Source organism: Hydrogenophaga sp. (assembly GCF_030158645.1).
GTDB lineage: Bacteria > Pseudomonadota > Gammaproteobacteria > Burkholderiales > Burkholderiaceae_C > Hydrogenophaga.
Window position 1 is genome coordinate 26,140 of sequence record NZ_JAOASO010000036.1, and the last position, 12,563, is coordinate 38,702.

A 12,563-nucleotide genomic window follows, 5' to 3' on the forward strand; every position below is an offset into this window, starting at 1 on the left:
AGGACGGACATTGAAGAGCGGAACCACGTGCCGAAGGAGCACGTTCGCGTAATCAACTATCGCTTGATTGAAGCGATCGTGAACATTCGACATTAGGTTGCCGTCCGCTTCAGGGTGTTATGCGCCATCGTACTGCGGCAAAACAGATGGCACACACGCCCAACCGCCACCCTCCCCACGGACGCGGCGTGTCCTGCGCAGCGGCATCAAGGAGGAGGCGGCACCAGCCGCCGGGGGACAGCCGCGGAGCAGGGCACGCCGCGTCCGTGGGCACGCGAGGCACCACGACCGAAACCCAGCGCGATCAAACCAAGCTGAGGACAACGCCCAAGAACACGGTGAACCCCAACCAGTGGTTGAGGCGGAAGGCCTTGAAGCAGCCGTCGCGGCTGCGGTCCTTGATGAGCTGGAAGTGCCACACCACCTGGGCCAGCGCCACCACCAGCATGGCGCCCCACACCCACGGGTTCACCACGCTCCACAGCGCGGCCGTCCAGACCGCGAGGTACACGAGGTAGAACGCGGTGACTGCGGGCACGTCGTACGCGCCGAGCGTGATCGCTGAGGTCTTCATGCCGATGCGCAGGTCGTCGTCGCGGTCGACCATGGCGTACTCGGTGTCGTAGGCCAGCACCCAGAACAGATTGCCCAACAGCAGCACCCAAGCCAGCGGCGGCACCTGCGCCTGCACGGCGGCGAACGCCATGGGCACGCCGAAGCTGAACGCCACGCCCAGCACCGCCTGCGGCATGGACACGAAGCGCTTGGCGTAGGGGTAGATGAGCGTGATGGCCAGCGCCCCGAACGACATGAGCACCGTGAGCGTGTTGGTGGTGAGCACCAGCACAAACGCCGCCAGCGCCAGCACCGCGCCCACGGCCAGCGCCTCGCGCGTGGACACCTTGCCGGACGTGACAGGGCGCTGCGCGGTGCGCTTGACGTGTTTGTCGAACTCGCGGTCGGCCACGTCGTTCACGCAGCAGCCGGCGCTGCGCATGAGGATGGTGCCGAGCACAAACACCGCCACCAGGTGCCAGCCGGGGAACCCGCCGGCCGCCACCCAGAGCGCTGCCAGCGAGGGCCAGAGCAGCAGCAACCAGCCGGCCGGCCGGTTCCAGCGGATCAGGTCGAGGTACAGCGCAAGGCGCGAAGGCGCTGGGGACGTCGCAGCGACCATGATCCCTTGATCAATCCTCGAGGATCGAACGCAGCATCCACGCGGTCTGCTCGTGCACCGTGAGGCGCTGCGTCAGCAGGTCGGCCGTGGGCTCGTCGCCCGCCTTGTCCACCACGGGGAACAGCTCGCGCGCCGTGCGCGCCACCGCTTCGTGGCCCTGCACGAGGATGCGCACCATCTCCATGGCCTTGGGCGGCGTGGCGGGTGCGTCGGGCACCGAGCTGAGCTTGCCGAACTGGGCGTAGCTGCCAGGGGCGTCGTGGCCCAGCGAGCGGATGCGCTCGGCGACCGGATCCACGGCGGTCCACAGCTCGGTGTACTGCGTCATGAACAGGGTGTGCAGCGAGGTGAACATCGGCCCGGTCACGTTCCAGTGGAAGTTGTGCGTGGTCAGGTACAGCGTGTAGGTGTCGGCCAGCAGCTTGGACAGGCCTTTGGCGATGGCCGCGCGGTCTTTCTCGTTGATGCCGATGTTGATGCTGGGCGCGGTGACTTTGCTGGCGGTTTTGGCCATGAAGAACTCCTGAAGAACGGTTGAAAAGACTAAGAGAGACGCTTGACGCCCGGAAGTTCGCAGGCATAGATGGCGTTGCGCAGCTCGGCAATGGCCTCGTAGCGCGTGAAGCTGCGCCGCCACGCCAGCACCACGCGCCGCGTGGGCGCCTCGCCCTTGAACGGCAAATAGCGCACGTACGACGAGTCGCCAAAGTCCTGTCCCGGCGTGGCGTGGCCTTCCAGCGCCGACGACGGCACCGACAGGCGCGGTACCAGGGTCACGCCCATGCCGGCGGCTACCATGTGCTTGATCGTCTCCAGCGACGAACCCTCGAAGCTCTTGCGGATGCCCTCGGCATCGTTGGAGAAACGTGCGAACTCGGGGCAGACCTCCAGCACGTGGTCGCGGAAACAATGGCCCGTGCCCAGCAGCAGCATGGTCTCGCGCTTGAGCTCTTCGTTGGTGATGTGGTCCTGCCTGGAAAGCGGATGCGTGTGCGGCACGGCGGCCAGAAAGGGCTCGTCGTACAGCGGCGCAATGGCCAGGTTGGTGTCGGGAAACGGTTCGGCCAGGATGGCGCAATCGATCTCGCCCAGGCGCAACTGCTCCAGCAACTTCACCGTGAAGTTCTCCTGCAGCATCAGCGGCATCTGCGGCGTGCGGTCGATGACGTTGCGCACCAGATCGGGCAGCAGGTACGGGCCGATGGTGTAAATCACACCCAGACGCAGCGGGCCGGCCAGCGGGTCCTTGCCGCGCTTGGCGATTTCCTTGATGGCAGCGGCTTGCTCCAGCACGGTCTGGGCCTGACGCACGATCTCTTCGCCCAGGGGCGTCACGCTGATCTCGTTGGCGTTGCGCTCGAAGATCTTGAGCTCCAGCTCTTCTTCGAGTTTCTTGATGGCCACCGACAGCGTGGGCTGCGAAACGAAGCAAGCCTCGGCCGCCTTGCCAAAGTGCTTCTCGCGCGCCACGGCCACGATGTATTTGAGTTCGGTCAAAGTCATGGGGAGGTATTTTGCGCCCGCCGTTGAAACCGCCCCGCCAGGCGGGTTCAATGGCTCAGGCTTTCAGGAATTCCGCTCTGCCACCGAGCCAGCGGGCGATGTGTTTTTCAGCCTGCTGCGGGTGCTCCGCCAGCATCACCGGCGCGGCCGCACGGGCCCATTCGAGCAGGTGGGTGTCGGTGGCGAGGTCGGCGAAACGCAACAGGGGCGCGCCCGACTGTCGCGCACCCAGAAATTCGCCAGGACCTCGGATCTCGAGGTCGCGCCGGGCGATCTCGAAACCGTCGTTGGTCTCCGCCATGGCTTTGAGGCGTTCGCGCGCGGTTTCCCCCAGGCGGCCGCTGTCGGGCGGCGTGTAGAGCAGCACGCAGGCCGACGCGGCGGCCCCACGGCCCACGCGCCCGCGCAACTGGTGCAGCTGCGACAGGCCAAACCGCTCGGCGTGTTCGATCACCATCAGCGAGGCGTTGGGCACGTCCACACCGACCTCGATCACCGTGGTGGACACCAGCACGCCCATCTCCCCGCCGGTGAACAGCGACATCACCGCTTTCTTCTCGGCCACCGGCATGCGCGAATGCAGCAGGCCCACGAGCACGCCGGGCAGGGACTGGGACAGTTCGGCGTGCGTGGCGGTCGCATTCGACAAGTCCAGCGCCTCGCTCTCCTCGATCAGCGGACACACCCAGTACACCTGCCGGCCCTGCGCCACCTGCGAGCGGATGCGCTCCACCACCTCGGCGCGGCGGCTGTCGGCCACCACCTTGGTGACGATGGGTGTGCGCCCGGGCGGCAGCTCGTCGATGGTGGAGACGTCGAGGTCGGCGTAGTAGCTCATGGCGAGCGTTCTGGGGATGGGTGTGGCCGTCATCATGAGGAGGTGGGGCTCGCCCTCCGTCATGCCCGATCCCATCTTGCTGCGCAGCGCCAGCCGCTGCGCCACGCCAAACCGGTGCTGCTCGTCGATGATGGCCAGCGCCAGGTTCTGGAACACCACCTGGTCTTGAATGACCGCGTGTGTGCCCACCACCAGCGCGGCTTCACCACTCGCAATCAGCGCGAGCATCTCGCCGCGCTGCTTTTTCTTCTGGCTGCCGGTGAGCCAGGCCACGCGTTTGCCCAGCGGGGTGAGCAGCGGCTCCAGCCAGCCGATGAGCTTGGCGAAATGCTGCTCGGCCAGTATCTCGGTGGGCGCCATCAGCGCGCACTGCCAGCCCGCGTCGATGGCAATGGCGGCGGCCAGCGCTGCCACCACCGTCTTGCCCGAGCCCACGTCGCCCTGCAACAGGCGGTGCATCGGAATCTGGCGCATCAGGTCGCGCGCGATCTCCTCGCCCACGCGACGCTGCGCGGTGGTGAGCGCAAACGGCAACACGCCGAGCAACTGTTCGTGCAGGCCGCCCGGCTGGGCGATCAAGGCCGGGGCGCTGAGCGCCGCGCGCTCCTGCCGCGCGGTGAACTGCGAGAGCTGCTGCGCCAGCAGTTCCTCGGCCTTCAGGCGCTGCCAGGCCGGGTGGCTGCGGTCTTCGAGCGCGTCCAGCGACACGTCGGCGCCCGGGTGGTGCAGGAACTGCAGCGCATCGCGCAGCGTCCAGGTGCCGCGCACCACGGCGTTCAGACCCCCCAGCAGCGCGGGCGGCAGGTTCTCGCCGAGATCGGCGCGGCGCAGGCCGCTGGCCACCACCTTGCGCAGGTACGCCTGCGGCAGTTGTGCGCTGGTCGGGTACACCGGCGTGAGCGCGTCGGGCAACTCGCCGCCCGCCGCGTGAAACGCCGGGTGCACCATGGTCCAACCTAGGAAGCCGCCGCGCAGCTCACCGCGCACGCGCACCCGCGCACCCACGGCCAGCGTTTTCTGGTGCGCCGGGTAGAAGGTGAAGAAACGCAGGGTGCAGGTGTCGGTGCCGTCGTCCAGCGTCACCAGCAGCTGGCGGCGCGGGCGAAAGCTGATCTCGCTGTTCGTCACCGTGCCCTCGATCTGCGCCAGTTGCCCGTCGCGCGCGCCGCGCAAGCTCACGATGCGGGTCTCGTCCTCGTAGCGCAGCGGCAGGTGCAGCGCCAGGTCGATGTCGCGCACCAGCCCGAGGCGGTGCAAGGCTTTCTGGGGGGCGGACAGTGCGGGCGCGGCTGTTTTGCCTTCGGCTTGGGCGGGCATGCGCGCATTGTGCCCGGCCACACACGGTCAACAATGGCCTCGCACGAGCGCGTCCCGTAGCCCTCGCCTAGCATGGTGCGTCACTTCAACCCTCAATGCTCATGGACGCCGCACACTTCTACGAACCGTCGCAAGGCCACGGCCTGCCGCATGACCCGTTCAACGCCATCGTCGGGCCGCGCCCCATCGGCTGGATCTCCACCCGCGCCCACGACGGCGTGCTCAACCTGGCGCCCTACAGCTTCTTCAACGCCTTCAACTACGTGCCGCCCATCGTGGGCTTCTGCAGCATCGGGCACAAGGATTCGGTGCGCAACGTCGAGGCAACCGGCGAGTTCGTGTGGAACCTGGTGACCCGCCCGCTGGCCGAACAGATGAACCAGACCTGCGCTCACGTGCCGCCCGAGGTGGACGAATTTGCGCTGGCCGGGCTCACGCCGGTGGCATCCCGTGTGGTGTCCGTCCCCCGGGTGCAAGAGAGCCCCGTGAGCTTCGAATGCCGGCTGTCGCAGATCGTGCGGCTGACATCGGCGGCCGGTGCGCCCATCGACAGCTGGCTGGTGCTGGGTGAGGTGGTGGGCGTGCACATTGCACAGCACCTGCTGAAGGCGGGTGTGTACGACACGGCGAACGCCGGGCACATCCTGCGCGGCGGCGGCCCGGCCGACTACTTCAGCATCGGCCCTGAACAGCTGTTCCAGATGCACCGCCCTCGGTGAATCCGAATCGCCCGCGCAGAACTGAGACAATCAAAGCCCTTGTTTCTTCACTTGGAACGGGCCTGTCCGGCCCTCAAGCTGCATGCCTTCATCTGCCTCCTCTGCGCGCACCTTCACGGTCGCCGACTTTGATTTCCACCTCCCCCCCGAGCTGATCGCCCAGCACCCCGCCCCCGAGCGCAGCGCCTCGCGCCTGCTCGACGGCACCGGCCCCGCGCCGGTGGACCGCATCTTTCGCGACCTGCCCGACCTGTTGAAGGACGGCGACCTGCTGGTCTTCAACGACACCCAGGTGGTGAAAGCCCGCCTGTTTGGTCAGAAGGCCAGCGGTGGTCAGCTGGAGATGCTGATCGAGCGCGTGCTGCTGCCCCAGGAGGCCAGCGACGGCACGGCCCACGAGGTGGTGGCCCACCTGCGCGTGAGCAAAAAGCCGCAGGTCGGCGGCCGGCTGCACATGGCGGGCGGCCTCGGTCGCGGCGGGTTTGACGCCACTTTCATCGGCCGCTGGCCCGACGAACACGGCCAGCTGTTCCGCTTCCGCCTGCACGGCCCGGCGGATGAAACGCCGTACGAGCTGATGGCGCGCCACGGCCATGTGCCGCTGCCGCCCTACATCACCCACACCGACGAGGCCGACGACGAGCGCCGCTACCAGACCGTGTTCGCGCGCGTGCCTGGCGCGGTGGCTGCACCCACCGCCGCGCTGCATTTCGACGAGGCCGTGCTGGCCGCGCTCGATGCGCGCGGCGTGCAGCGCGCCAGCGTCACGCTGCACGTGGGCGCGGGCACCTTCGCGCCCATGAAGGCCGGCCGCATTGAAGACCACGTGATGCACCACGAGCGCTACGCCATCCCGCCCGCCACCCTGCAGGCGATCGCCGACTGCCGCGCACGCGGCGGCCGCGTGGTGGCGGTGGGCACCACCACCGTGCGCACGCTGGAGAGCTGGGCGCGCTCGGGCGAGACCGAGGGCGACACCAACATCTTCATCACGCCCGGCTTCGAGTTCCAGGTGGTCGATCTCATGGTCACCAACTTCCACCTGCCCCAGTCCACGCTGATGATGCTGGTCAGCGCCTTCGCGGGCTTCGATCACATCCAGGCGATCTACGCCCACGCCATCGAACACCGCTACCGCTTCTTCAGCTATGGCGACGCCATGCTGCTTTCAAGGAATCCCGATGCTGCAGTTTGAAGTCCTCAAGACCGACCCCACCAGCCACGCGCGCCGCGCCCAGCTCACGCTCAACCACGGCGTGGTGCAGACCCCCATCTTCATGCCCGTGGGCACCTACGGCACCGTCAAGGGTGTGATGCCGCAGAGCCTGCACGACATGGGCGCGCAGATCATCCTGGGCAACACCTTCCACCTCTGGATGCGACCGGGCCGCGAGGTGATGAACAGCTTCGGCGGCCTGCACGGCTTCGAGCAGTGGCACAAGCCCATCCTCACCGACTCGGGCGGTTTTCAGGTGTGGTCGCTCGGCGCCATGCGCAAGATCACCGAAGAAGGCGTGACCTTCGCCAGCCCCGTCAACGGCGACAAACTCTTCATGTCGCCCGAGGTCAGCATGGACATCCAGACCGGGCTGAACAGCGACATCGTGATGCAGCTCGACGAGTGCACGCCGTACGAGACCAACGGCCACCTCACCACCGAGGCCGAGGCGCGCAAGAGCATGGAGATGAGTTTGAGGTGGGCCAAGCGCTCGCAAGACGAATTTGCCCGGCTGGAGAACCCCAACGCGCTGTTCGGCATCGTGCAGGGCGGCATGTTCGAGCACCTGCGCCAGGAGTCGCTGGACGCACTGGTCGACATGGACTTCCCCGGCTACGCCATCGGCGGCGTGAGCGTGGGCGAGCCCAAGGAACAGATGCTGCAGATCATGGCGCACACGCCGCACCGCCTGCCGGCGCACAAGCCGCGCTACCTCATGGGCGTGGGCACGCCCGAAGACCTGGTGCAGGGCGTGGCCGACGGCGTGGACATGTTCGACTGCGTCATGCCCACGCGCAACGCCCGCAACGGCACCCTGTTCACGCGCTTCGGCGACCTGAAGATCCGCAACGCGCGCCACAAGACCGACCACCAGCCGCTGGACACCACCTGCACCTGCATGGCGTGCGCGGGCAAGAGCGGCGTGAGCTGGGACCAGGGCGGGCGCGACGGCTTCAGCCGCGCCTACCTGCACCACCTGGACCGCTGCGGCGAAATGCTCGGTCCCATGCTGGCCACCATCCACAACCTGCATTACTACCTGAACCTCATGCGCGAGGTGCGCGAGGCGCTGGACGCCGGTACGTTCGGGGCCTTCCAGGCGCGGTTCAAGGCGGATCGCTCGCGTGGCGTGTAGGACTGATCGACAAAACAAACACGCACGACGGCGGTCAAGCAGGGCCCGGCCCCCCCGCCTTGATCCCATGAACTTTCTCCCTTTGAACGACTCCATTGGCGTCCCGTACACAACCAGTCCCGCTGTGTCTGACAAACGCAACGCCGGGGCGCCGTTCGCCCTGTCCCTCGAACAAGCAGTCGCGGCCCGTGTGTTAGCATTTCCTGACTTTTAACCAGCTGGCGCAGATGGCGCCGTCAACAGGAGGATCTTCGTGAACGACAAAAAGCCTCGCATCTGATCTGGTTTGCCACACATCAAAAAAACAGCGCCCACCGGGCGCTGTTTTTTTGTGCGCGCGCAAGCACTCAGGTGGTCAGCAGTTCGTATTCGGATTGCATGCGCTCACGCAGGATCTTCAGGTCACCTTCTTCGTTCATCATCTTGCTGGCGATGCTCTTGCTGTCTTCTTGTGCCACGTACTGCTTGGCATAAGAAAGCGCTTGGCGCAGCAGCCGGTTGGCTTCGAGGGGGTTCTTCTGCTCCTCGGCGATCTCTGCCATCTTGCTCAAATAGCAAGCCGCGTTGAAGTAAGCATCGGTGTCACCGGCCTCCACCTCGATGGCTTTTCGAGCCGCCCGGAACGCGCTGTCATAAAGCTCCAGGCGGTAGTAGACATTGCCCAGAACACCCAGCACCTGCAATTTGATGGGCGTGCTGCAGTCGAGATCCTCCACGGTTTCCAGATGCTGCCGGGCAGTGTGCAGGTATTCGAAATACAACTCGCTGCGCATGGGGTTGGGCGAGCCGGTCTGCTTCAAAATGTGCAGTTGCATGTCGGTGATGTCGCGCAAGGCAGCTGCCATCACCACCGCCATTTCGGCGCGGTTGTCCCGCGGGTACTGTTTTTCCCAAAGCAATTCGTACCGACGCGCCTTTTCCACCGCGAGGCGCGCGCTTCGTTGAGCATCCAGCAGCGACTGCACACCCTTGAAGCCTAGGAAAGTGAGCAAGGCGGCCAGGGCAACGATGAGCGAAAAGAGCCGATCCTGCTCGCCCTTGATGGCGTCGTAGCGTTCGGTCACCGCCTCGAACAGTGCACTGCCGGGCGCTATCTGCGTCGCCTCCGGGGAGCCTTCGACTGCTGGAGCACGGGCAGCCAACACCTGAGGGACGGCACGGGCGCAGTACTCGGGACTTAGGCGACATGCTGCTGCGTCCACCAGCGGTTTGGGCAGTGCGATGGCCGCCAGTGTCAAAACGATGGCAACCATCCACAGATGCCAGAATGCCTCACCCAGTTTGGCCGACCAACGCAGTGCGTTTTCCAGAGACATGGCCTTGCTCATGAGAACTCCCCTCGTTGAGTTTTCGAAGAAATTTGGTTGAACAGCAGCCGTTGCCTGACGACCTGCCAGCAAACATACTATTAAACCATTTTTACTACTTTGATACCTATTTTCCATTTGAAGTAATTTCAAGGAATACAAATCAAACCACCGGCACCGTCCGACACAGTCGCAAGGCGCGGCGCTGAAACTTCATGGATAACAACGTTCCCCGCCACATCCTGCCCATCCTGGTGCTCGCCCAGTTCCTGGGCACCTCGCTGTGGTTCGCGGTCAACGCGGTCATGCCCGACCTGCAACGCGAGCTGGGCTGGCCGACCAGCGCCGTGGGCACGCTCACCTCGTCGCTGCAGTTCGGCTTCATCCTGGGCACGCTGGTGTTCGCCCTGCTGGCCATCGCCGACCGCTTCGCGCCGCGCCGCGTGTTCCTCGTGTGCGCGCTGGCCGGCGCGGCCTGCACCGTGGGCGCGTGGTGGATGGTGCGCGACTACCCGGCCTTGCTGGGCTGGCGGTTTGCCACCGGCTTCTTTCTCGCGGGCATCTACCCGGTGGGCATGAAGATCGCCGCGCAGTGGTACACGCGCGGCCTGGGCGGTGCACTCGGCTTGCTGATCGGCGCGCTGGTGCTGGGTTCGGCCAGTGCACACGCGCTGCGCGCGCTCGGCGGTGCCCTGCCCTGGCCCACGCTCATGCTCGGGGTTGCGGCATTGGCTGCGGCCGGTGGCCTGCTGCTTTTCTTCGGCACCACCGACCCGCCACACGCCCAAGCCCGCGTCACGGTGTTGCAATGGCGCGCGTTGGCCACGCTGTGGACGGATGCGCGCGTGCGCAGTTCGGTGCTGGGTTACTTCGGCCACATGTGGGAGCTCTACACCATGTGGGTCATGGTGCCGCTGGTGCTGGCCACGCGCCTGCAAGGCGCGGCACTGTCGTGGGCCGCGTTCTGCGTGCTGGGCGCGGGCGTGATCGGCTGCGCGGGCGGCGGCTGGGTGGCGCAGCGCTGGGGCAGCGCGCGCGTGGCCGGCACGCAGCTGGCCGTCAGTGGCCTGTGTTGCCTGGCGGCGTTCTGGATGATCGACGCCAGTGACGTGTTGTTCTACGGCTGGTTGGTGCTCTGGGGCATCACCGTCTCGGGCGACTCGCCGCAGTTCTCCACCCTCACCGCCCGCAACGCGCCGCCGCAGGCGGTGGGCAGTGTGCTCACGCTCACCAACAGCATCGGCTTTGCAATCTCCATCGTGAGCATCCTGCTGTTTGTCTCGCTGGCCGAGACGGTCGCGCTGGGCACCCTGCTGCCCTGGCTGGCGATCGGGCCGGCGCTGGGGCTGTGGGCGCTGCGTCCGTTGTGGCGGGAAGAACGTACTCAGGTTGGCAGCCGCTGAACCGGCCCCGCCAGGCGCGCCCGCTCCAGCCAGTCGAAGACAGAATCCACCGTGATGGTTTCGATGCGATCGGAAAACCGCTTCTCGTTGGGGTGGTCGTCGAACGCGATGTGTGCCGAACTCACGCGCGCACCGAGCCGGGTGAGCGCCCCCAGTTGCAAGGTGGTGGGCTGGTAGCCCTTGAAGCGCAGCCAGGCCTGGGCCTGTTCGCGGGAGCTCACCCCGGGTTCGGCGGCTGAGGCGAGGGTCTCCAGCGCCCACTGGTTGGACTGCTGGTAACGCGTGGCCCACGGGTAGCTCAGCATGTTGTAGGCCCGCGTGTGCAAAGCGGTGCTGCGCGCCGGGTCGGTGAGCACGGCGTGCAGCGGCGCCTGCAGCGCGGGCGCGGGCACCATCCAGGCGGCCTCGAAGCGCCAGAGGTCGTCGAGAAAAAACTCGCCCAGACCCTGCCGGTAAAGCGAGCCCTCGGCCGTGCCGCAGGCGTTGAGCTTGTGCAGCACGCGCCAAGGACCTTCAGCGGTTTTGTAGGCCCAGCCCAGATGCGAATAACGCAGCTGGTACTGGCTCAGGTCTTGCCCGGCGCGGGCCAGCACCACCACCCGAGCGCCGCTGCGGGCGTGTTCGGCGTCCAGCGCCTGCGAGGTGCGCAGGGCGAGGTTCATGCCCTGCTCGATGCCGCGGGCGGTGAGGGGTTTGGCTTCGCAGGAACGGCCGGCTTGGGCAGCGGGTGCGGCCAGCAAGGCACAGGCGGTGGCGAGCCCCACCAGAAGCCGCGGCAGGAAGAGATGCGTCATGACCGGCTCCTCAATGCGTGATGCGTTCGTTGTGCAACAGCGCACGGCCCAGCTCGTTCGGGATGAAGGCCAACACCTCGCCCGCGGCCGAGAGCAGCACGCCGGTGCCGATCACGCTGACCACCACCGCCGTGCCCACACCCACCGACACGGCCGAGGCAGCGCGCCCCGAAACCTCCACGCTGGCGCGCGCGCCGTCGGACACCCGCTCCAGCACATAGACCGTGCCGCTGGCTGTGACCTCCACCGCCTTCACCACCAAGGCGGCACCCGCCACCGAGAACGCCACCGGCACCACGCTCACCGCCGCCGCCCCCACCGAAGCGGCGCCCACCACCGAGGCCACGGGCAGGACGGACAGGGCCACCGAGGCCTCGCTCTGCGCGCGGGCCGGACTGGCTACCAGCGTCAAAGCCATCGCCACCGCTGCACTCAGGGCGCGCCAGGAAAAGTGTGTCGTGTTCATGTTCATGCTCCTTGAAAAAACGGGATGGATGGTCATTCGGCGGCGGCAGCGCGTTCGTTCAGCACCTGCTGACGACCCGCCATCTCGCCACGCACGCGGGCCTCGCTCAGGTCGGCCTCGTGACGGTCGCGCAGCGTCTTGGCCAGCGTGAAGGCCGAAGTCACCAGGTACAGCCAGCTCACGCCGAGGTAAGCGCGGTAGGTGTCGTTGATCTCCATGCGCAGCAGGCCCCAGCCGGTCAGCCCCATGGCCACCGCAAATCCGCCCCACACCACCAGGCGCCACATCGGCGTCTCGGGCACACCGGCGAGCGCGGCCTGGTGGCCGTCGCGCACCGCCTTGGACAACACGAACACGGTGGACAAACAGAACACATAGCCCATCACCATGAAGGCGCGGTCCAGCGCCTGGCCCGGCAGATACGCAAGACCGGTGGCACAGAGAAAGACCGCCACGCCAAACGAAGCCCAGACCTGGAATTGCCAGGCGCGGGTGTCGCGCGTCACGATGAGGGGGGATCGGTTCGAGGCCATGAAAAAACCTTTGCGGTTGTTGAAGGTGGCGCGATGGTGGGGCGCCACCCCGCCAGGAGACGCAAGATCCTGTTCCGGTAGATTGCAGGAAGCCGCCAGGTATCGAAATGCGCAACTTTTCGGGGCTGGGGCGGCGGTGGTGATCTTTGGTC

General features: G+C 66.5%; 12 protein-coding genes. 4 read left to right on the top strand and 8 right to left on the bottom strand.

Annotation, left to right across the window (positions count from 1 at the left end; translation table 11 throughout):
* Nucleotides 1–304 precede the first annotated feature (304 nt).
* Genes ubiA through recG form a run of 4 tightly spaced genes read right to left on the bottom strand, consistent with a single transcriptional unit; the run spans nucleotide 305 to nucleotide 4,835 of the window.
* A complete protein-coding gene (gene ubiA, locus Q1W68_RS03690; protein ID WP_300655143.1) occupies nucleotides 305–1,177 on the bottom strand; it encodes a 4-hydroxybenzoate octaprenyltransferase in 873 nt (290 codons plus the stop codon).
* A 10-nt stretch (nucleotides 1,178–1,187) separates the two neighbouring features.
* Nucleotides 1,188–1,691, bottom strand: a complete 504-nt coding sequence (locus tag Q1W68_RS03695) for a Dps family protein (protein WP_300715625.1) — start codon at nucleotides 1,689–1,691, stop codon at nucleotides 1,188–1,190.
* 29 nt (nucleotides 1,692–1,720) lie between these two features.
* Nucleotides 1,721–2,680, bottom strand: coding sequence for a hydrogen peroxide-inducible genes activator (locus tag Q1W68_RS03700; protein WP_300658078.1), 960 nt, complete (start codon nucleotides 2,678–2,680; stop codon nucleotides 1,721–1,723).
* A 55-nt stretch (nucleotides 2,681–2,735) separates the two neighbouring features.
* On the bottom strand, nucleotides 2,736–4,835 hold the full coding sequence (recG, locus tag Q1W68_RS03705; protein ID WP_300715626.1) for an ATP-dependent DNA helicase RecG: 2,100 nt from the start codon (nucleotides 4,833–4,835) through the stop codon (nucleotides 2,736–2,738).
* Between the two features lie 101 nt (nucleotides 4,836–4,936).
* Between recG and Q1W68_RS03710 the strand changes: the two genes are divergently transcribed.
* From Q1W68_RS03710 to tgt, 3 genes are all read left to right on the top strand, one after another.
* Nucleotides 4,937–5,554 (top strand): flavin reductase family protein, encoded by a 618-nt coding sequence (locus Q1W68_RS03710; protein WP_300655134.1) that lies wholly within the window; start codon nucleotides 4,937–4,939, stop codon nucleotides 5,552–5,554.
* Nucleotides 5,555–5,636: 82 nt separating this feature from the next.
* On the top strand, nucleotides 5,637–6,749 hold the full coding sequence (gene queA / locus Q1W68_RS03715; RefSeq protein WP_300715629.1) for a tRNA preQ1(34) S-adenosylmethionine ribosyltransferase-isomerase QueA: 1,113 nt from the start codon (nucleotides 5,637–5,639) through the stop codon (nucleotides 6,747–6,749).
* Nucleotides 6,736–7,908 carry a tRNA guanosine(34) transglycosylase Tgt gene (gene tgt, locus Q1W68_RS03720; protein ID WP_300715631.1) on the top strand — a complete coding sequence of 391 codons (1,173 nt, stop codon included), beginning with the start codon at nucleotides 6,736–6,738 and terminating at the stop codon, nucleotides 7,906–7,908. The genes queA and tgt overlap by 14 nt, the downstream gene beginning before the upstream one ends.
* Nucleotides 7,909–8,255: 347 nt before the next feature.
* On the opposite strand, the gene Q1W68_RS03725 is transcribed toward tgt, so the two are convergent.
* On the bottom strand, nucleotides 8,256–9,236 hold the full coding sequence (locus tag Q1W68_RS03725) for a hypothetical protein (RefSeq protein ID WP_300653565.1): 981 nt from the start codon (nucleotides 9,234–9,236) through the stop codon (nucleotides 8,256–8,258).
* Between the two features lie 194 nt (nucleotides 9,237–9,430).
* Between Q1W68_RS03725 and Q1W68_RS03730 the strand changes: the two genes are divergently transcribed.
* Entirely contained in the window at nucleotides 9,431–10,618 is a 1,188-nt protein-coding gene (locus Q1W68_RS03730) for an MFS transporter (RefSeq protein WP_300653567.1), read from the top strand.
* On the opposite strand, the gene Q1W68_RS03735 is transcribed toward Q1W68_RS03730, so the two are convergent.
* From Q1W68_RS03735 to Q1W68_RS03745, 3 genes are read right to left on the bottom strand one after another with little or no spacing between them, the layout of a single operon-like run.
* Nucleotides 10,600–11,412: a DUF2145 domain-containing protein gene (locus Q1W68_RS03735; protein ID WP_300658070.1), complete on the bottom strand. Its 813-nt coding sequence runs from the start codon at nucleotides 11,410–11,412 to the stop codon at nucleotides 10,600–10,602. The two genes, Q1W68_RS03730 and Q1W68_RS03735, sit on opposite strands and share 19 nt — an antisense overlap.
* Before the next feature lie 10 nt (nucleotides 11,413–11,422).
* Nucleotides 11,423–11,884: a hypothetical protein gene (locus Q1W68_RS03740; RefSeq protein ID WP_300654562.1), complete on the bottom strand. Its 462-nt coding sequence runs from the start codon at nucleotides 11,882–11,884 to the stop codon at nucleotides 11,423–11,425.
* Between the two features lie 26 nt (nucleotides 11,885–11,910).
* Complete coding sequence (locus tag Q1W68_RS03745; RefSeq protein WP_300654565.1) at nucleotides 11,911–12,411, bottom strand: YiaA/YiaB family inner membrane protein; 501 nt, start codon at nucleotides 12,409–12,411, stop codon at nucleotides 11,911–11,913.
* Between the last annotated feature and the right edge of the window lie 152 nt (nucleotides 12,412–12,563).

Excerpts from the sequence above, each read along its gene's own strand:
- Q1W68_RS03745 (WP_300654565.1), bottom strand. The coding sequence starts at position 12,411 with ATGGCCTCGAACCGATCCCCCCTCATCGTGACGCGCGACACCCGCGCC.
- Q1W68_RS03740 (WP_300654562.1), bottom strand. The coding sequence starts at position 11,884 with ATGAACATGAACACGACACACTTTTCCTGGCGCGCCCTGAGTGCAGCG.
- Q1W68_RS03730 (WP_300653567.1), top strand. The coding sequence starts at position 9,431 with ATGGATAACAACGTTCCCCGCCACATCCTGCCCATCCTGGTGCTCGCC.
- Q1W68_RS03725 (WP_300653565.1), bottom strand. The coding sequence starts at position 9,236 with ATGAGCAAGGCCATGTCTCTGGAAAACGCACTGCGTTGGTCGGCCAAA.
- queA (WP_300715629.1), top strand. The coding sequence starts at position 5,637 with ATGCCTTCATCTGCCTCCTCTGCGCGCACCTTCACGGTCGCCGACTTT.
- tgt (WP_300715631.1), top strand. The coding sequence starts at position 6,736 with ATGCTGCAGTTTGAAGTCCTCAAGACCGACCCCACCAGCCACGCGCGC.
- Q1W68_RS03695 (WP_300715625.1), bottom strand. The coding sequence starts at position 1,691 with ATGGCCAAAACCGCCAGCAAAGTCACCGCGCCCAGCATCAACATCGGC.
- Q1W68_RS03710 (WP_300655134.1), top strand. The coding sequence starts at position 4,937 with ATGGACGCCGCACACTTCTACGAACCGTCGCAAGGCCACGGCCTGCCG.
- Q1W68_RS03735 (WP_300658070.1), bottom strand. The coding sequence starts at position 11,412 with ATGACGCATCTCTTCCTGCCGCGGCTTCTGGTGGGGCTCGCCACCGCC.
- recG (WP_300715626.1), bottom strand. The coding sequence starts at position 4,835 with ATGCCCGCCCAAGCCGAAGGCAAAACAGCCGCGCCCGCACTGTCCGCC.
- Q1W68_RS03700 (WP_300658078.1), bottom strand. The coding sequence starts at position 2,680 with ATGACTTTGACCGAACTCAAATACATCGTGGCCGTGGCGCGCGAGAAG.
- ubiA (WP_300655143.1), bottom strand. The coding sequence starts at position 1,177 with ATGGTCGCTGCGACGTCCCCAGCGCCTTCGCGCCTTGCGCTGTACCTC.